The organism is Parabacteroides acidifaciens (assembly GCF_003363715.1).
In the GTDB taxonomy this organism is placed as follows: domain Bacteria; phylum Bacteroidota; class Bacteroidia; order Bacteroidales; family Tannerellaceae; genus Parabacteroides; species Parabacteroides acidifaciens.
In genome coordinates, this window is sequence record NZ_QREV01000008.1 from 26,800 (window position 1) to 45,435 (window position 18,636).

The window sequence follows — 18,636 nt, forward strand, 5'->3', positions numbered from 1 at the left end:
GATAAGGAAAACTCCTTGTTTCTGCTTTTTTTATGATGGCTACCGAAGTAAGCGTTTAGTTTCTTATATTTGTGAGCCCATTTATTCGGGATTTCTCTTAATTTTAAGAACAATTTATTTAAACCTGTTGTTGTGTATGAAAAAGATTATTAATCCCTGGGAGGGGCTGGAAGGATATATGTGTTTTGGCTGTGCGCCGAGTAATCCGATGGGGCTTCACATGGAGTTTTATGAGGATGGCGATGACATTGTCGCATACTGGGAGCCGGAAGCACATTATCAGGGGTGGTTGAACACGCTGCATGGCGGTATCCAGACTACATTAATGGATGAATTGGCGGGGTGGGTGGTACTCCGGAAGTTACAGACTTCAGGTATGACATCCCGTTTGGATGCCCGTTTTATGAAAAGCATCTCGACTCGTGAATCCAGGTTGACCATCCGGGGACGTATCAAAGACCGTAAGCGGAATGCGATCTTTATTGAAACGGAAATCTATAATTCGCAGAATGAATTATGTACGCGTGCAGACCTGGTCTATTTCGTGGTCACACAGGAACAGGCGACCGAGAAGTTTCATTTTGGAGGATGTAGGGCAGAAGGGGAATAAACAATAAAAACATAAATAACAAATGAAGTATATTGGAGCACATGTGTCGGCATCAGGTGGAGTGGAGAATGCTCCGGTGAATGCGCATGAGATCGGGGCAAAAGCTTTCGCTTTGTTCACCCGTAACCAACGTCAATGGAAATCGTCTCCGCTGACCAAAAAGAGTATTTCTCTTTTCAAGGAGCGTTGCGAAGAGTTCGGCTATACGGCGGAACATATCTTGCCGCATGACAGTTACCTGATCAATTTGGGACATCCGGAGGCAGAAGGGTTGCAGAAATCGCGGGATGCTTTTTTAGACGAGATGCAACGTTGCGAACAGTTGGGGCTGGACCGTCTGAATTTCCATCCCGGAAGCCATCTGAACCAGATGAGTGTGGAGGATTGCTTGAGCCGTATTGCCGAATCGGTCAACTGGGCGTTGGAGCAAACATCGGGCGTGTGCGCCGTGTTGGAAAATACAGCCGGACAGGGTACGAACCTGGGATATACCTTCGAGCAGCTTGCCTATATTATAGATAAGGTGGAAGATAAATCCCGTATCGGGGTTTGTATCGATACTGCCCATACATTGGCGGCAGGCTACGATATCAAGACCGCTGAGGGGTTTACGGAGACATTTCGACGTTTTGATGAAATAATCGGTTTTTCGTATTTGCGCGGAATGCATATTAATGATTCCAAGAAAGACCTGGCAACCCGTGTGGACCGTCATGACAGTATAGGAAAGGGAGTGATGGGATTGACTACATTCAAGATGTTGATGGAAGATCCCCGGTTTGACAATATCCCGTTGATTCTGGAGACGCCGGATGAGTCTATTTGGGCGGAAGAGATTGAATATCTGTATTCTATATAAAAGCGAAAGGAGCGGCTTTCACAAGTCACTCCTTTCTATTTAACCAAAACCTTAACTATGAAAGCCCAAATGTACGGTGAATTTTTTAAACACGCAAGAGTATAGGGCAAAAAGTTCTTCTTTTGCGAATAAATAACAAATTAAACACATTGTATTATGTTTATTTTAATGCCTGTCATTTTTGTTCTGGGTATCCTTGCGATTGCATTGGAGGATAAAATAAAGATCAATAAAGCTGCGATAGCTTTGTTTATGGCGATATCACTGTGGATGATATTGATGTTTGACGCCTATAATATTTTTGTTGAACGCTCCAGCCCTTTGTTTCAGGAGTTTCTGACACAAAATCCGGAAATGGCGAATGCGCCGTTGAAAGATCAGTTTATTACTTTTATCACGAACCGTTCGATTGTCTATCACTTGGGGAATGTGGCGGAAACACTTTTCTTTGTCATGTGTTCCATGCTGATTGTCGATATTGTCGATAAGCATGGTGGTTTCCGGGCCGTGACCGGTTATATCCGGACTGCCAACAAGCGGAAGTTGCTGTGGTCTATCAGTTTTGCCGCTTTCTTCTTTTCTGCTTTGTTGGATAACCTGGCAGCCGCTATTGTTGTCATGGCTGTGTTGCGCAAGCTGGTTCCGGACCGGACCGACCGTTTGAAATATGCCTGTATGGTGATTATTGCGGCTAATGCCGGCGGTTCGTGGTCGCCGATCGGGGATGTGACGACTATCCTGCTTTGGGTTGGGAAAAACATAACGGCGTCGCATCAGATATCCCATGTCTTCCTGCCGGCTTTGGTCAATATGCTTGTTCCGTTGACAATCGCCCATTTCTGGTTGTTTAAGAAACATGCGACGTTGCGTGTGATGAGCGAGGAAGAGATGGCGGACGAATATACACCGGAGATACCGAATCATTCGCGTCGTGTTATATTTGTGATCGGTGTCCTTTCTCTGGCATTGGTTCCGGTGTTCCAGATGCTGACGAACCTGCCGCCGTTTCTGGGGGTTCTGTTAGGCTTGGTTGTTCTGTGGTTTTATACGGATATCATGTACAGCAAGCTGCACATGCGTGAGTCCAATAAGTTGCGTATCTCCCAACTGCTGCCGAATATCGATTTGGCGACGATCTTCTTCTTCCTCGGTATTTTGATGGCGGTAGGTGCTTTGGAAACATCCGGCCAGTTGGGATTGATGTCTACGTTTTTGGACAAACATGTGCATGAACCCTATCTGATCAGCTTTGTGATCGGTGTTTTGTCTTCTTGTGTGGATAACGTGGCTTTGGTGGCTGCAACGATGGGTATGTATCCGATTGTTCCGGATGCTGCGAACCTGGCGTCTTATGCCCAGTTCTTTGTGTCGGACGGCGGTTTCTGGACATTCCTGGCTTATTGTGCCGTGACGGGTGGCAGCATTCTGATTATCGGTTCTGCAACAGGTGTGACGGTTATGGGATTGGAAAAGATCGATTTCATGTATTATACCAAACGATTTTCAATACTGGCGCTGATCGGCTATTGCTGTGGCGCCGGCGTATATATGTTATTATTTGCATAAACTTTATTGATATGAGAAAAACATGGATTTTTATGGCAGCTTGTGCTGTGATGCTTTCCGGCATGAAAGCTGTCGCATGTACTGGGCTGTTAGTGGGAAAGAAAGCCTCGGTCGACGGCTCTGTTATGATCAGCTATGCGGCAGATTCGCATACGCTATATGGCGAACTGTATCGCTGGCCTGCCGCCACCTGGCCGAAAGGGGCGATGCTGGATGTGATCGAGTGGGATACACATAAGCCGTTAGGACAGATCCCGCAGGTGGAACAGACCTATTCCGTAGTTGGCAATATGAACGAACATCAGGTAGCGATTACGGAAAGTACGTTCGGCGGCCGTTCGGAACTGGTCGATACGACCGGTATCATGGATTATGGCAGTCTGATCTATATTGCTTTACAGCGTTCCAAGACAGCGCGTGAAGCGATCGAGGTGATGACCGGTCTTGTAAAAGATTATGGCTATTATAGCAGTGGAGAGTCTTTCTCTATTGCCGATAAGAATGAAGCTTGGGTAATGGAGATGATCGGTAAAGGTCCGGGTAATAAGGGCGCTGTCTGGGTTGCTATCCGTATTCCGGATGATTGCATCTCGGCACATGCCAACCAATCCCGCATTCAGCAGATTCCTTTCGAAGATAAGGAAAACTGTCTTTATTCGCCGGATGTCGTGTCTTTTGCCCGTGAAAAGGGTTATTTCAGCGGGAAGGATAAGGATTTCAGTTTCCAGAAAGCCTATTGCCCGTACGATTTCGGCTCTTTGCGTGGTTGTGAAGCCCGTGTATGGTCTTTCTTCCGCAAATACGACAAGTCGATGGATCAATATACCGATCTGATCAAGGGCGATGTGACGAAAAAGCCGATGCCTTTGTATATCAAGCCGGATCGCCTGTTGTCCGTACAGGATGTACAGAACGGTATGCGCGATCATTTTGAAGGTACGGACCTGGATATGACGAAGGATGCCGGTGCCGGCTCTTACAAGGTCCCGTATCGTTGGCGTCCGATGACTTTCAAGGTTGACGGCCAGGAATATACCAACGAGCGTGCGATTGCCACACAACAGACCGGCTTTGTGATTGTTCCGCAGATGCGCAGCTGGTTACCGGATGCCATTGGCGGCATTCTTTGGTTTGGCGTGGATGATGCGGATATGGCTGTCTTTACACCGATTTATTGTTCTGTTACGGCTTCTCCCGAGTGTTATCGTGTCGGAAACGGTGATATGATGAATTTCTCCTGGACATCAGCCTTCTGGATTCATAACTGGGTTGCAAACATGGCATACGGCAAATATAGCTATATGATACAAGATATCCGTCCTGTCCAGCAGGAATTGGAGAATGGTTACCAACAGACAATTCCGGCTATCGATAAGGCCGCGATGGAGTTGTATGCTAAAAATCCGGCGGAAGCAGTCAAGTTCCTGACCTGGTTCAGTACGACAACTGCCGACCAGGCTACAGCTCGCTGGAAGAAGTTAGGCGAATACTTGTTAGTCAAATATATGGACGGCAATGTGAAGAAAGAAGAAAACGGACAGTTCAAGCAGAATGGTTATGGTTTGTCGGAGTATCCTGATTTCCCGGGTTATGATGAAGACTATTATCGCAGTATTGTGAAGAGCGCGGGAGATAAATTAAAAGTAAAGTGATGCGCTTTAATTAAAAAATAGTATATTTGGCGAGATTGTTGAACAAAATAAGAAAAGTATGAAAAAATTAATTGTTATGTTGATGTTGACTGTGTTCAGTATAGGTGCATATGCACAGACACAGCAGGGGCAGTCGTCATTCGGTTTTAATTTGGGCTATAATTTTAATGATATTGGAAATGCAACTGTCGGCATTGATTATCGTTATTGTGTGACGGATGAATTTCGTTTGACTCCTTCTATTACCCATTTAATAAAGAATGACGGGTTGAGCGCGTGGGCGATCGATATGAATGCTCATTATGTCTTTAAACTGAGTGATATGTTTGGTTTCTATCCGTTGGCAGGTTTGAGTCTTTCTTTCTGGAAAGCCGGTCCTTGGGATGAAAGCCGTTTTGGTGCAAACATTGGTCTGGGAGGAGAAGTCTATGCAACTGACCGGGTGTCAGTCGGTTTGGAAGCTAAATATAATATTATAAAAGATCTGGACGCTGCTGCTTTAGCTGTTCGTGTCGGATATAATTTCTAAAATTTAGATATTACAATAAAGAGGAGGGCGTCAAAAGTTAGTTTTGACGCCCTCTTTGTATCAAAGAATTACCATTGCATGTATTCCTCAAAAGTAACATTTTTGAAATCGGGAATAACCTTATAAACCTTGTCCTTTAAGGATTCTTCCGAATTAGTCGTGCAAAGTCCGATCACCCGCATTCCCGCACTTGTCCCGGCTTGTACTCCGGCAAACGAATCTTCAAACACCAGGCAGTCTGCAGGAGATACATTCAGGTCGGATGCAGCCAACAAATAGCACATCGGATCAGGCTTCCCTTTCGTGATGCGGTCTGCACTCACAACTGTGTCGAAAAGCCCGTCGAGTTGCAAGAGGCTGAAAGCCCGTTTTAGCTTAACATCATCGGAGCTGGTCACCAATCCCACCTTGACACCTTTGCTCTTCAGGAGATGGATAAATTCCATAGCGCCCGGAACCGGCGGGAAAGGCATCTGCTGTTCAAACTCCATGGATTCGCGTGTTACCATTTCCTTAAATTCTTCGGACCGGTCGGAAAAGAATTTATCTAATATATAAGGCAATGTGGTCCCTTTAATGTGGGATGCAAAGTCGGGAATTCCTGTACCATAACGTTCTCCGGCCTCATTCCAGTAAATATCGTAAATAGGTTCTGTGTCTACAATCACACCGTCGAAATCAAAAAAAGCAGTCTTCATAAACTGTTGTTCCATAAAATCAATTCATTTATAATAATTTGAGTGCAAATATACTTCTTATTGGAATATAATTAGTTACATTTGCGTAAATTCGTAATAATCGTATAGCCTATGAAGACACGATTTGTTATCCTTTTTATCACTCTATTTTGCTTTGTCTCTTTTTTGCAGGCACAATCATTGGCAGACCGCATCGGGGTTTGCACTTCCGTCAATAAAGCTCTTTTGCTGAAACAGGCAGGCTGTTCGTATGTGGAAATCGGTATCCGTTCTTTCTTAATGCCGGATCAGCCGGATAGCGCGTTTGCAGCTAATTTACAGGTTGCGAAAGAAGCGGAGTTGCCCTTATATTCGGGTAATAGCTTTTTCCCCGGAGATCTTAGGTTGACCGGACCGGATGTTTGTCTGGACGAGATACTGAAATATGGAAAAGTGGCTATCAGGCGTGCGCATGAGGTCGGAGTTAAGATATTGGTCTTAGGGAGTGGAAATGCCCGTAATATCCCGGATGGTTTCAGTAGGGAAGAGGCCACCGGGCAGTTCACAACCTTATGCCGGAAGCTTGCCGAATATGCGGCCGGTTATGATGTTTATGTAGTGATTGAACCGTTGCAAAGTTCAGAAACTAATTTTATCAATACGGTACGGCAGGGGACAGAAATTGCAAAGGCTGTCGATCATCCTAATTTGGGAGTGTTGGCGGATTTCTTTCACATGCTGCGCGAGAATGAAGATGCCGGTGCGCTTATCGATGCCGGAAAATGGCTGAAGCATTGCCATATAGCAGAAAATGAAATCCGTTCCGCCCCTGGAGTAAAAGGAGACGATTTTACACCCTTCTTTAAGGCTCTGCACCAGGCCGGATATGCCGGAGCGCTTTCAATTGAATGCAAATGGGATAATATGGATAATCAATTAGCAACTTCTGTCGCTGCTATTAAAGAACAAATTCGTAAATCTTATTGAATTTTTCGAGATTTAACGCGATGGAAGTGTAAAAACTTATATCTTTGTGCACGTACACATGAAGAACGACTAATGTAAATTGATTGTCTAACTAATATAGTATCAAGAAAACAAAATGAAAACGTATTTAAAATTAGCAGCCTTGTCTTTGACATTGCTGTGTGGTGCCTGCCAACCTAATGACGGATGGCAGAAGTTGTTTAACGGAAAAGACTTCACAGGTTTTAAGCAATTAAACGGAGAAGCTCCTTATCGTGTAGAGGATGGTTGCCTCGTTGGTAAATCCGTATCCGGCCAGCCGAATAGTTTTATGGCTACAGAGCAGGAATATGGTGATTTTATCCTGGAATTTGAAGTGAAGTGTGATCCGAGCCTTAATTCGGGTGTACAGTTCCGCAGTGAAAGTTTGCCGGACTACCAGAATGGCCGTGTACATGGTTACCAGTGTGAAATCGATCCTTCCGATCGTGCATGGAGCGGAGGTATTTATGATGAAGCACGTCGTGGATGGTTGGTTACTTTGACTGATAATGATGCAGGTCGTGCAGCCTACAAGAGAGACGACTGGAATAAGTATCGTATTGAGGCAATCGGCAATAATATCCGTATCTGGTTGAATGGTGTGAACACTTCCAATTTGATCGATGATATGACTCCGAAAGGTTTTATCGCTTTCCAGGTTCATGGAATCGGAAAGGACATGTCTAAGGAAGGAAAAGAAATCTGGTGGCGTAATATCCGCATTAAGACGGAAAATCTGGAAGCAGAACGTATGCAAGGACAGTTGGCTCCGGAAGTAAACCGCATTCCGAATACATTGACGGAAACAGAAAAAGCAGCCGGTTGGAAGTTGTTGTTTGATGGTAAAACGTCTAACGGATGGCGTGGTGCCGGTCAGGAAACTTTCCCTGAACATGGATGGAAGATTGAAAACGGCGAACTGACAGTGATGAAAAACGGAGGTCCGGAAGGTAAAAGAGGCGGTGATATCGTAACGAACGATGAATTTGGTGCCTTTGAATTGAGCTTTGAGTTTAAGCTGACACCGGGTGCTAACAGCGGTATGAAATATCTGATACAGGAAAGCAAAAAGAACAAAGGTTTTGTGATCGGTCCGGAATATCAGGTATTGGACGACCAGCTCCATCCGGATGCTAAACTGTACACAACCTATCCGGGTAGCCGTACGGTATCCAGCTTGTATGACATTATTGCAGCGAAAAACAAACGTTTCAACGGTGTAGGACAGTGGAACCAGGGTGTAATCAAAGTATTCCCCAACAAGCATGTCGAACATTGGATGAACGGCTTCAAGACTGTTGAATATGACTGGGCTTCCGACGCATTCCTCGAATTGGTGAAGGGTAGCAAGTTTGCAAAGAAAGAATATAATGAATTTGGCGGTTTCGGAACAGCTGACAAAGGCCATATTTTGTTGCAGGACCACTGGGATGAAGTATCTTTCCGGAATATCAAGATTAGAGAACTGAAGTAGTTAACTAAAAAAATAGAACCATGACAACACGCAGAGATTTCCTTAAACACAGCGCTTTGGGCGCGGCCGGTCTGACTATTGGCGGACTGGGTTTCAGTACTGAAAGTTACGCTAACATAATGGGAGCAAACGAAAAGATACGTGTGGGCATTGTCGGTTTTTCAGACCGTGCCCGCTATTCCCTGATTCCGTCTTTTATGGCTTGTGCCGATGAGTTGGGATTTGAGATCGTAGCCGTCTCCGACATATGGAAAAAGCGCCGGGAAGAAGGTGTTGCTTTCTTCCAGGAAAAGTATGGAAAGAAGGTAAAGGCATTCCGCAACAATGAGGAACTGTATGACGCTAAAATATGCGATGCAGTGATTGTGGCGACTTCTGACTTCCAGCATGCTTTGCATTGTATCGAAGCGGTTAAAGCCGGATGCGATGCTTATGTTGAAAAACCGTTTGCTGAAACAATGGAGGATGCCCGTGCCGCCCGTAAAGCTGTGCTGGAAAGTGGAAAGATCGTGCAGATTGGTTCTCAACGCCGTTCGGCGCCTAACTATCATGCGGCTAATGATTTTATCCGTTCCGGTAAGTTCGGTAAGATCACGATGGTAGAGATGTGCTGGAATGTCAACCAACCCGGCCGCTGGCGTCGTCCGGCGTTGGTTGCACAATGTTTTGAAAAAGATACAGACTGGAAACACTTCCTGTTGAATCGTCCGTATGAAGAGTGGGATCCGCGTAAATATCTGGAGTATCGCCTCTTCTGGCCGTATTCGTCCGGTATCCCCGGTCAGTGGATGTCGCATCAGATCGATACGGTACACTGGTTTACGGGATGCAACCATCCGCGTAGCGTAGCTGCCAATGGCGGTATCTATCAGTGGAATGACGGACGTCGCAGTTATGACACGATGACGGCAGTGTTCGACTATGGCACTCCCGACGGCTCACAGAACTTCCAGGTGGTTTATTCTTCCCGTATGCATAACTCTGCCGGCGGGACGAAAGAATTGTATTTCTCCAATGGCGGGACATTGAATCTGGATACGAATAAAGTAACATCCGAAGGTGGTCTGACCAAACGTTTTGCAGATGAAATGGGTATGCAGCCGAATCTGTTGGATGAATATGTTTTGCCGTCTATCAAAGTGGAAACAGGTTCCAATACCGGTTCCGATCCGATGACAAACCTGCATATGCGTAACTGGATGGAATGCGTGAAGAGCCGTAAACAACCGCATGCTCCTGTAGATGCCGGTTACAACCATTCGATTGCCAATATCATGTGTACAGCATCCCTTCGTACCGGTGAAAAGGCTACGTTCGATGAAGCACGGCAGGAAGTATTGGCCGGCGGTAAAGTCTTTAAATATTGATTATTCGTTCTGTAAAAAGCTGCAAAGTACGATTCTTTGACGTACATCAGCGATAACATTCTTAGTGGAGGTAAGTAGACTGAATGTGTACTTATCTCCATAATTTTTTTGGATCTTTTCCAAGTCTTTTGCCGTACAGAAAAAGAAACCGCTGACCGGCTGTTCCTGATCGAAGTTATGGAACTTATTCCCCAAGTAGAAATTCAACCCGTAAAGATTGGAATATGTTTTCAGGTCATTCACGACATACATATTCGTGTCATCCAACGGATATTCTTTCTGAACCTGCTCGGCAAACGGACGGGCTGAACTTCCCTGGCGTATTCCGCGCATCACAACACCGTCGATCAGCAGGTTAATACCGAAAGCAAGCGCTATGGTTGCATATAGTATCTTGATATTGATCTTCTTGAACATCTGGTAATAGACTGTTGCCAGAATAGCCAGTATAACTAACAAGATGCAGATCGTCAACCCGCAAGGATGCGAGAACATATTCGAAACCATCTCCACCATTTCCAATGTAGCTTGGCGGTTTGTGTATTGGCTTGCTATTTTGACAGGATCGATTACACCCGCCATTGTCAATCCTACGGCAATCATTACGACAGCTGTGATCGAAGCCATGAATGCGGCAAACAGACGTGTGACTTTGGTCCGGTATTCTGTGATATATAAAGTGTACTGAGCCAGGAATATCGCGATAAACGGATAGGCAGGCATCAGATATACACTCCGTTTGCTGGATGGTATCGAATAGAAAAAGATGATACAAACCAATGCGACCAGGCTGAACAGTTTCTCTTTTTCCATCGATTGTATCTTGTTCCAGGTGTCTTTCAGAATCTCTTTCATGGATTTCTCCGGTTTGTGGAGCTTCAATCCGAATAAAGAGAAAAAGAAGAAGATTGTCCAAGGAATAAATCCTGCTGCCAATGTCATGAAATTGTACCAGACACCGTTTTCATGTCCCAGTTCATAATGGATTTCCGGTGTGCTCAAATGGAAGAAACGTCCGAAGTTTTCAGCCAATACCACATTCAGGAATGCATCGCCTCCCTGTTTCCAGGCTGCAACATACCATAGCAAGGGCAGGAACAGGGACGAAATACCGGCATAGAGAAGCGCTTTGAATATCACCAGGCAGGAATATTTGCGAAGCATCAGCAGGTAAACGCCGAAAACAAACAGCGGCAGGATAAGGCCTACAGGTCCTTTCGTCAGGACGGCGCATCCTAACAGGGCGGGAATGGCAATCGGCACACCTTTCAGATCCAGTTTGTCTTCCCATCGGTATAGTTGGAAAAGCCCGATCACCATAAACGTCGTCAGTAGCATATCCACACGGGTAGTCATCGCAGCCCGGTGTATCTCGATACAGGTAATAAGCAGTAGTGTCGCAATAAAAGCTTGCTGAAACCGTAGCCGCTTACCGAAGAAAACCAATGTAAAACCGATTAGTGTGATAAATGCCAGCGCAGACGGCAACCTGGAAGAAAACTCGGTCACATGCCCTTGCGGCAGAGAAGCTGCGGCCATCATCCAATGCGCCAATGGCGGCTTGTAAGCAAATTCGTTTGCGTAGACCTGAGGCAAAACCCAGTTGCCTGTTTCAAGCATCGAAACTGCAACTGCAGCTTCGCGAGGTTCTCCTTTTGTTGAAAAATCTCCCAGCCCTATCCAAGGGAGGACAGAGATAATACAAATGACGATAACCATCGTTACCGGTTTTTGCAGATAGAGATATTGAAGAGTCGGTGTGCGCATAGTTTAAATCGGTAAGGAGCCTTCACCCCATTATATTCATTTTAATTAGAATGCAAAAGAACGACTTTTTACGGACTTTTTCTTCATTTTGAGAAACTTTTTATGTTCCTAAACATTCTTTGATGGAAGTCCGGATCACATCGGCATCTTCCTTGTTTTCCCGGAGTATGGAGAGGATGAGATTTAAGTAACTCTCTTTGTTGCTGATACCACAGTATTTGCATAATTGGGATTGCGGCAACATCCCTTTCTGGTTGTAGACGCGGAGGATATTTTTGTAATCGCCGGTCTCGGCATATTGGATGAACTTACTCTTGATCCCTGTATAGATATCGTCTACGTGCACCGTCTCGCGAATGCTTTCCACATGCTCGGTCAGTTCTTCAACCGTACTCATTTTCCGGTTCAGTGCTGTTTCTAACTTCTTTTGCACCCGGTGGCGGGCATGGAGCAGCACTTGGCTTTCGAGATCCTTCAGGAAAAGCTTGATCACGTTTTCTTTCACCTGGCTGAAAACCACTTCAGGGTCTTTCATCAGACGCTTGGCAACAGTCTTGATAACCGGTTCCAGCATCAGCAGGTTTTCAACTTCGGCAACGTCGGGTACATAGATATGTTGTTCGCGCAGGTAAGCGATCTCGCCCTCTGTCCGGCGGTCACGGTCTACGATCCCTTTGGAATCCAATGTATGGAAGTCTTTCAGTTGTGAGAACGCTTTTGTCGTTTCGATTACCTTTTGGCAACCGCCCATCGGCTTCACTTTATAATCCGGGAAAATAAGCGGATAAAGCCGGTTGTCTATGCTGTTCGAATCTGTCCCTTCGATAAACAGGATCGGTTTGCGGCTTCCTAAGATTTCCATATAAACCTCTTCCGGGAAGGTGTCGGTGTTTTCGATCAGTTCATAATCCCATATCCGGGCATCTGCATTGTAGGAACGTATCCACAGACGTTTGCTGCTGTCGCGTGAGGCGGCGAAGTCGATGTCGTGTGTCAGATATACATAGGTGCAATCCGGACGTATGGCTTCTATCTCGTCCCACAAGGGGTTTTTGATAGAGTCGTGAAGCAGGATTTCCGGTTCTTCGATGATCAAGAGGGCATTCACCGGAGCACAAAGTACGGCTCCGATCAGATAAAACACTAACTTTTCACCGTCACTCATCCGGCCGGCCGTGTATGAATCCCCGTCGATACTGGTAGAAGCTAATTCGATAAAACCGGATTTGCGCACCAGCCGGTTGTGTGGGAACATCTTTTCCCAGATGGTCTGGATACGGTCTATCTTAGTTACCGGCGGCAACAAATCGGGTGTGAGTTTACAATCTTCCTTGTATTTGACGGCAGCTTCAAACTCTTCTGTTTGCAGATGCAGGATCAGTTTTTCATATTCCGACAAACGGGGCATGAAAAGCCGTTCGGCAATCATCGACTGAAGCCGTGCCAGTTCATTGCCGTCCGCGGGCGTTTCATTCTCCTCGCTACTGAGAAAGAGGGAATGCATTCCGGATATCCATACGCTTCGTCCTGCATATCGTTTGTGCAACTCTCTGCCGAAGGAACTTTTGCCGGACCCGTTGGCCCCGATTACGACCAACACTTTTGTGTCGAGTGTGACAGGTGTTGAAGTATTCTGATTGGTAGGAAGAATGAGCTCCATACAAGTTCTAATTTGTTTCTTCTCCAAAGATAGAGAAGATAAATGAAAAATAGAGGTCTTTTATGTACATTTGCACGAAATAATTCTACAATAAAATGAAAAAGACAGCGACGGAACTGATCATGCTCGGTACTGGAAATGCAACTGTAACCAAATGCTACAATACTTGTTTTATTATTAAAATGGAAGAGACTCTGCTTCTGGTGGATGCAGGCGGTGGAAACGGTATATTGACTCAACTGGAAAAGGCACAGGTACAACTGGCCGATATACATGAAATGTATGTGACGCATGCTCATACGGATCATATATTGGGAGCAGTTTGGGTGGTCCGGATGGTGATTCAACGGATGTTGAGTAAACGTTATACGGGAATATTCAACCTTTATAGCCATGCTAAAGTATTGCAGGTTTTGGACTATATGCTCCGGATGATGCTTCCCAAAAAGCAAATAGCATTGTTGGGCAAGCAAGTTCTGTTCCATGAGATAGCGGATAAGGATGTGCTCCGGATAGGAGATATGGAACTTCAATGTTTTGATATATTGTCTACGAAAGAGAAACAATTTGGTTTTCGGGCATTGCTTCCGGACGGAAAATCATTGGTTTGTCTGGGTGATGAACCTTACAATGAATCGAACCGCCAATATGTGGAAAATGCAGACTGGCTGCTATGCGAGGCTTTTTGCCTGTATGAAGACCGTGAGATTTTCAAGCCTTATGAAAAACACCATAGCACGGCGTTGGAAGCCGGCCGGTTGGCGGAAGAACTGAATGTGAAGAACCTGTTGTTATATCATACGGAAGATAGCCGTCTCGATACCCGCAAGAAAGATTATACGGCAGAAGCCAGCCTTAATTTTTCAGGATTTGTGGTTGTACCGGATGATTTGGAAAAGATAAGTCTTAAATAAGAAGAGGGTGTCAGATTCAACCTGGCACCCTCTCTTCTATTATATAAATTTCGGTTGATTAGTAAGCCCGTGCAAACAATACGCGCTGTGCGGAAGGTTTGCCGGTTACCATACATTTGCCCGGAGTCTTGTCGCCTTCCAAAGGAATACAGCGGATGGTCGCTTTGGTTTCGTTCTTCACCTGCTCTTCTGTTTCGGGAGTACCGTCCCAGTGGGCCATGATGAAGTAGCCTTCTTCGATCTTTTCTTTGAATTCTTCGTATGTATCGACAGTGATTGTCTTTTCCGTACGGTGGTCGAGTGCTTTCTGGAAGATATTCTTCTGGATTTCTTCCAACAGGTTCTGAACGTATGTTTCGATGTTGTCGCAAGTCACTGTCTCTTTTTCCAGTGTGTCGCGGCGCATTACTTCGATCGTGTTGTTTTCCAGATCACGTCCGCCCATAGCCAGACGTACGGGAACGCCTTTCAGTTCGTATTCGGCAAACTTCCAACCCGGCTTCTTGTTGTCGGCGTCATCATACTTGACTGAGATACCCAGCGCTTTCAGCTTGGCAACGATACCGTCGACTTTTTCGCTGATCTGCGCCAACTGTTCCGCACTGCGGTAGATCGGCACGATCACTACCTGGATAGGAGCGAGGTGGGGAGGCAATACCAGACCGTTGTCGTCGGAATGAGACATGATCAGCGCACCGATCAGGCGGGTCGAAACTCCCCATGATGTAGCCCATGCATAGTCGCTCTTTCCGTTCTTGTCGATAAAGGTAACGTCGAACGCCTTGCCGAAGTTCTGTCCTAAGAAGTGGGAAGTACCGGCCTGAAGCGCCTTTCCGTCCTGCATCATAGCTTCGATCGTATATGTGTCCAAAGCTCCGGCGAAACGTTCGCTTGCAGACTTAACCCCTTTGATGACAGGCATAGCCATATAGTTTTCAGCAAAGTTTGCATAAACACCTTGCATCTTTTTTGCTTCGATTTCAGCTTCTTCCTGAGTCGCATGGGCGGTATGCCCTTCCTGCCACAGGAATTCTGCGGTACGGAGGAACAGACGGGTACGCATTTCCCAGCGCATTACGTTTGCCCATTGGTTACAAAGAATAGGCAGGTCGCGGTAAGACTGTATCCAGTTGCGGTATGTGTTCCAGATGATTGTTTCGGAAGTCGGACGGATAATCAGTTCTTCTTCCAGTTTGGCGGCCGGGTCGACCACAACACCTGTGCCGTCGTGGTTTGTCTTCAGACGATAATGAGTTACAACGGCGCATTCTTTTGCGAAACCTTCCACATGTTCGGCTTCCTTGCTCAGGAATGATTTCGGGATCAGCAATGGGAAGTAAGCGTTTACGTGACCTGTTTCCTTGAACATATCGTCGAGGATACGTTGCATCTTTTCCCAAATTGCATATCCGTAAGGCTTAATCACCATACAGCCGCGTACTGCAGAATTTTCTGCCAGATCCGCTTTGATTACCAGATCCTGGTACCACTGCGAGTAGTTCACACTTCTCGGAGTCAGTTCTTTCAGCTCTTTTGCCATTTCTTTATTATTTCTTAGATGTTGTTTTTCTGTAATAACGAGGGGCAAAGGTACAAAAAATTTATATCTTTGCTACAAATCAATTTTATATAGACCATGTACACACGTAGATTTATTACGGCATTTATTGCCTTGTCATTGTTTTTTATCCCCTTGTTCGTAAATGCCCAGTCGGGAAAGCCGCTTCGCTTGGGAGTTGCCGGAGTTTCTCATGGGCACCTGCACGAAGTGATTGTCCGCATGGACAGGGGCGATTTTGAGGTAGTAGGCGTTTCGGAACCGGATGCTGAACTGAGAGCGAATAACGGGCTAAGTAAGAAATTACCGGCATCCTGTTTCTATGCCGATTTAGGAGAAATGCTGGATAAGGCGAAGCCGGAAGTGGTTGTTGCCTACGGTTCCATTTATGACCACCTTGCCGTGGTGGAGGCATGTGCGCCGCGCGGTATCCATGTGATGGTCGAAAAGCCGTTGGCTGTCAATATGGAGCATGCCAACCGGATGGCAAGCCTTGCCCGCAAAAACAAGATTCTGTTGCTTACCAATTATGAAACGACCTGGTATGATACGAACCATGAAGCATACCGCCTGATAAAGGAAAACGACGCGATTGGTAAGATAACCCGTATGAATGTATATGACGGCCATCAGGGACCTTTTGAAATCGGTTGCGGAAAGGCGTTTACAGATTGGTTGACAGACCCGAAGCTGAATGGCGGCGGTGCCGTTATCGATTTCGGCTGCTATGGTGCGAACCTCGCTACCTGGTTGATGGACGGGCAGAAACCGGTCAGCGTATATGCTGTCTTGAACCATCAGAAGCCCGACAAGTATCCGAATGTGGATGATGATGCGACGATTGTTGCCGAATATCCGGATGCGACTGTTCAGATCATGGGTTCATGGAACTGGCCGATAAACCGGAAAGATATGCATATATATGGTAGCAAAGGATACATTTACCAGGACACGCCGACCCATATGCGTGTTTATAAGGACAAGAAAGAAACCCAATGGCAGTCACCCAAACTGCAAGCTCCTTATAACGATTCCTTCTATTACCTGAAAGCGGCCGTACGCGGAGATATCCAGGTTGCTCCGACCGATTTGTCTTCTTTGGAAAACAATCTGATCGTTGTCGAGATATTGGAGTCCGCTATCAAAAGCGCCAAGAGCGGGGAGCCGATCCGGTTGCAATAAAGGGTCCGGTTACCATACAAAGAAGGGCTGTCTTCAATGCGGAAGGCAGCCCTTTTCTATGATATTTACGATCTGTTTCTTATTTGTAAGGTTCGCCCTTAACAGCAGCGATACCCGGAAGAACTTTACCTTCGATCGCTTCCAGCAAAGCGCCACCACCTGTAGAAACGTAAGAAACACCGCTTGCCAGACCGAACTTGTTAACACAAGCTACAGAGTCGCCACCACCTACTAATGAGAATGCGCCGTTCTTGGTTGCTTCAACGATAGCTTCGCCTACTGCACGTGAACCGTCTGTGAAGTTTTCGAATTCGAATACGCCTGTAGGACCGTTCCAAAGGATCGTTTTGGAGTTCTTGATCACGTCGGCATAGATTTCGATTGTCTTCGGACCGATGTCAAGACCTTCCCATCCGTCAGGAATTTCATTTACGTTAGCATAAGCAGTCTTAGCGTCGTTGCTGAAATCGTCAGCGATCTTAGCGTCAACAGCCAATACCAGGTTTACACCTTTTTCTTTCGCTTTCTTCATCAGGTCGATAGCCAGATCCAGCTTGTCATCTTCGCAGATTGATTTACCGATCTTACCACCCTGTGCTTTTGTAAATGTATAAGTCATACCGCCTGTGATGATCAGGTTGTCTACCTTGTTCAGCAGGTTTTCGATAATTTCGATTTTGGAAGAAACTTTGGAACCACCCATGATAGCGGTAAACGGACGAGCGATGTCGTTCATTACTTTCTCAACGGCTTTCACTTCTTTTTCCATCAGGTAACCGAACATCTTATGGTCGGTGTCGAAGTAGTCGGCGATCAGAGCCGTAGAAGCGTGAGCACGGTGAGCCGTACCGAATGCGTCGTTTACATAGCAGTCAGCATAAGAAGCCAATCTCTTTGTAAATTCTTTCTGGCTTTCTTTAACGGCTTTCTTGGCAGCTTTCTTTTCTTCGTCTGTTGCATCTTCAGCCAATCCTCTCGGTTTGCCTTCTTCTTCAGCATAGAAACGAAGGTTTTCAAGCAACAAGGCTTCGCCCGGTTGAAGAGCAGCAGCTTTGGCACCGGCTTCTTCGCCGATACAGTCGTTAGCAAACTGAACATCCACACCTAATAATTCGGAAACGTGTTTCAGGATGTGTTTCAGTGAATATTTGTCAGTAACGCCTTTCGGACGTCCCAGGTGAGAACCGATAATTACACTGCCTCCGTCTGCTAAAATCTTTTTCAGAGTAGGAAGGGCGGCACGGATACGAGTGTCGTCTGTGATGTTGAAGTTTTCGTCCAGAGGAACGTTAAAGTCAACTCTTACAAATGCCTTTTTGCCGGCAAAATTGAAATTGTCAATTGATTGCATAACTCTTGTATTTAAGTTCTGTATTAAAATGTCACGCTTAGCGGATGCAAACTTACACAAAAATATTTTATTTCGTTGTTTCAGATTCTGTAATTATTGGCTCAATTGAAAAAACTTCTTTCGCCGGAGTCTGAAATATGCTTGATTACTTAATATGTATAAACGGTCCTGTTGATTCATCGGGCAGGAACTGAAGCTTTATAAAATTGGGAAATATACAATAACCCCCTGTTTCGGCCATTTTTCTATTTCGTCCGAAATCTTGATCGGTTTTGGATTGACTCTTTTCATTGTTTTGGCCTTTTTGTCTGACAACAGAGGAAATGGGGTGCCGAGGTCACTTCGGAATGCATACAATTTGATTATCGAAAACAGGAAACACTGACAAAGTGATAAAGCTTAACTCCCGGAGAATCGAATATTTGAAAATAAAACGGACGGCGTCCCAAATATCGCAAGGAA

General features: G+C 45.6%; 15 protein-coding genes. 10 read left to right on the forward strand and 5 right to left on the reverse strand.

What is annotated here, in order from left to right:
- Positions 1–136 precede the first annotated feature (136 nt).
- From DWU89_RS05160 to DWU89_RS05180, 5 genes are all read left to right on the forward strand, one after another.
- Positions 137–610: a PaaI family thioesterase gene (locus tag DWU89_RS05160; RefSeq protein WP_115498608.1), complete on the forward strand. Its 474-nt coding sequence runs from the start codon at positions 137–139 to the stop codon at positions 608–610.
- Positions 611–632: 22 nt separating this feature from the next.
- Positions 633–1,469, forward strand: a complete 837-nt coding sequence (nfo, locus tag DWU89_RS05165; RefSeq protein WP_115498609.1) for a deoxyribonuclease IV — start codon at positions 633–635, stop codon at positions 1,467–1,469.
- A gap of 156 nt (positions 1,470–1,625) precedes the next feature.
- Positions 1,626–3,035, forward strand: coding sequence for a sodium:proton antiporter NhaD (gene nhaD, locus DWU89_RS05170; protein ID WP_115498610.1), 1,410 nt, complete (start codon positions 1,626–1,628; stop codon positions 3,033–3,035).
- 11 nt (positions 3,036–3,046) lie between these two features.
- Positions 3,047–4,687, forward strand: coding sequence for a dipeptidase (locus tag DWU89_RS05175; RefSeq protein WP_115498611.1), 1,641 nt, complete (start codon positions 3,047–3,049; stop codon positions 4,685–4,687).
- Between the two features lie 58 nt (positions 4,688–4,745).
- On the forward strand, positions 4,746–5,216 hold the full coding sequence (locus DWU89_RS05180) for an outer membrane beta-barrel protein (RefSeq protein ID WP_167451640.1): 471 nt from the start codon (positions 4,746–4,748) through the stop codon (positions 5,214–5,216).
- Between the two features lie 68 nt (positions 5,217–5,284).
- On the opposite strand, the gene DWU89_RS05185 is transcribed toward DWU89_RS05180, so the two are convergent.
- The gene (locus tag DWU89_RS05185) at positions 5,285–5,929 is read right to left on the reverse strand and encodes an HAD family hydrolase (RefSeq protein WP_115498612.1); all 645 of its coding nucleotides are present in this window, start codon (positions 5,927–5,929) and stop codon (positions 5,285–5,287) included.
- Positions 5,930–6,025: 96 nt separating this feature from the next.
- On the opposite strand from DWU89_RS05185, the gene DWU89_RS05190 reads away from it, so the two are divergent.
- The 3 genes from DWU89_RS05190 (at position 6,026) to DWU89_RS05200 (ending at position 9,742) form a co-directional block, all read left to right on the forward strand.
- A complete protein-coding gene (locus DWU89_RS05190; protein ID WP_115498613.1) occupies positions 6,026–6,880 on the forward strand; it encodes a sugar phosphate isomerase/epimerase family protein in 855 nt (284 codons plus the stop codon).
- A 115-nt stretch (positions 6,881–6,995) separates the two neighbouring features.
- Positions 6,996–8,375, forward strand: coding sequence for a 3-keto-disaccharide hydrolase (locus tag DWU89_RS05195; RefSeq protein ID WP_115498614.1), 1,380 nt, complete (start codon positions 6,996–6,998; stop codon positions 8,373–8,375).
- 20 nt (positions 8,376–8,395) lie between these two features.
- Positions 8,396–9,742: a Gfo/Idh/MocA family oxidoreductase gene (locus DWU89_RS05200; protein WP_115498615.1), complete on the forward strand. Its 1,347-nt coding sequence runs from the start codon at positions 8,396–8,398 to the stop codon at positions 9,740–9,742.
- On the opposite strand, the gene DWU89_RS05205 is transcribed toward DWU89_RS05200, so the two are convergent.
- Positions 9,743–11,509 (reverse strand): ArnT family glycosyltransferase, encoded by a 1,767-nt coding sequence (locus DWU89_RS05205; protein ID WP_115498616.1) that lies wholly within the window; start codon positions 11,507–11,509, stop codon positions 9,743–9,745.
- 100 nt (positions 11,510–11,609) lie between these two features.
- Positions 11,610–13,169 (reverse strand): DUF4435 domain-containing protein, encoded by a 1,560-nt coding sequence (locus tag DWU89_RS05210; protein WP_115498617.1) that lies wholly within the window; start codon positions 13,167–13,169, stop codon positions 11,610–11,612.
- Between the two features lie 95 nt (positions 13,170–13,264).
- On the opposite strand from DWU89_RS05210, the gene DWU89_RS05215 reads away from it, so the two are divergent.
- Positions 13,265–14,083 carry an MBL fold metallo-hydrolase gene (locus DWU89_RS05215; RefSeq protein WP_115498618.1) on the forward strand — a complete coding sequence of 273 codons (819 nt, stop codon included), beginning with the start codon at positions 13,265–13,267 and terminating at the stop codon, positions 14,081–14,083.
- Between the two features lie 58 nt (positions 14,084–14,141).
- Here DWU89_RS05215 and proS read toward each other — a convergent pair whose 3' ends face one another.
- A complete protein-coding gene (proS, locus tag DWU89_RS05220; RefSeq protein ID WP_115498619.1) occupies positions 14,142–15,623 on the reverse strand; it encodes a proline--tRNA ligase in 1,482 nt (493 codons plus the stop codon).
- 96 nt (positions 15,624–15,719) lie between these two features.
- Between proS and DWU89_RS05225 the strand changes: the two genes are divergently transcribed.
- Complete coding sequence (locus DWU89_RS05225) at positions 15,720–16,823, forward strand: Gfo/Idh/MocA family protein (protein ID WP_115498620.1); 1,104 nt, start codon at positions 15,720–15,722, stop codon at positions 16,821–16,823.
- Positions 16,824–16,902: 79 nt separating this feature from the next.
- On the opposite strand, the gene DWU89_RS05230 is transcribed toward DWU89_RS05225, so the two are convergent.
- Entirely contained in the window at positions 16,903–18,174 is a 1,272-nt protein-coding gene (locus DWU89_RS05230; protein WP_115498621.1) for a phosphoglycerate kinase, read from the reverse strand.
- Between the last annotated feature and the right edge of the window lie 462 nt (positions 18,175–18,636).

What these genes read in the sequence shown, in the direction of transcription:
- DWU89_RS05160 (WP_115498608.1), top strand. Translation starts at nt 137, where the DNA reads ATGAAAAAGATTATTAATCCCTGGGAGGGGCTGGAAGGATATATGTGT.
- nfo (WP_115498609.1), top strand. Translation starts at nt 633, where the DNA reads ATGAAGTATATTGGAGCACATGTGTCGGCATCAGGTGGAGTGGAGAAT.
- nhaD (WP_115498610.1), top strand. Translation starts at nt 1,626, where the DNA reads ATGTTTATTTTAATGCCTGTCATTTTTGTTCTGGGTATCCTTGCGATT.
- DWU89_RS05175 (WP_115498611.1), top strand. Translation starts at nt 3,047, where the DNA reads ATGAGAAAAACATGGATTTTTATGGCAGCTTGTGCTGTGATGCTTTCC.
- DWU89_RS05180 (WP_167451640.1), top strand. Translation starts at nt 4,746, where the DNA reads ATGAAAAAATTAATTGTTATGTTGATGTTGACTGTGTTCAGTATAGGT.
- DWU89_RS05185 (WP_115498612.1), bottom strand. Translation starts at nt 5,929, where the DNA reads ATGGAACAACAGTTTATGAAGACTGCTTTTTTTGATTTCGACGGTGTG.
- DWU89_RS05190 (WP_115498613.1), top strand. Translation starts at nt 6,026, where the DNA reads ATGAAGACACGATTTGTTATCCTTTTTATCACTCTATTTTGCTTTGTC.
- DWU89_RS05195 (WP_115498614.1), top strand. Translation starts at nt 6,996, where the DNA reads ATGAAAACGTATTTAAAATTAGCAGCCTTGTCTTTGACATTGCTGTGT.
- DWU89_RS05200 (WP_115498615.1), top strand. Translation starts at nt 8,396, where the DNA reads ATGACAACACGCAGAGATTTCCTTAAACACAGCGCTTTGGGCGCGGCC.
- DWU89_RS05205 (WP_115498616.1), bottom strand. Translation starts at nt 11,509, where the DNA reads ATGCGCACACCGACTCTTCAATATCTCTATCTGCAAAAACCGGTAACG.
- DWU89_RS05210 (WP_115498617.1), bottom strand. Translation starts at nt 13,169, where the DNA reads ATGGAGCTCATTCTTCCTACCAATCAGAATACTTCAACACCTGTCACA.
- DWU89_RS05215 (WP_115498618.1), top strand. Translation starts at nt 13,265, where the DNA reads ATGAAAAAGACAGCGACGGAACTGATCATGCTCGGTACTGGAAATGCA.
- proS (WP_115498619.1), bottom strand. Translation starts at nt 15,623, where the DNA reads ATGGCAAAAGAGCTGAAAGAACTGACTCCGAGAAGTGTGAACTACTCG.
- DWU89_RS05225 (WP_115498620.1), top strand. Translation starts at nt 15,720, where the DNA reads ATGTACACACGTAGATTTATTACGGCATTTATTGCCTTGTCATTGTTT.
- DWU89_RS05230 (WP_115498621.1), bottom strand. Translation starts at nt 18,174, where the DNA reads ATGCAATCAATTGACAATTTCAATTTTGCCGGCAAAAAGGCATTTGTA.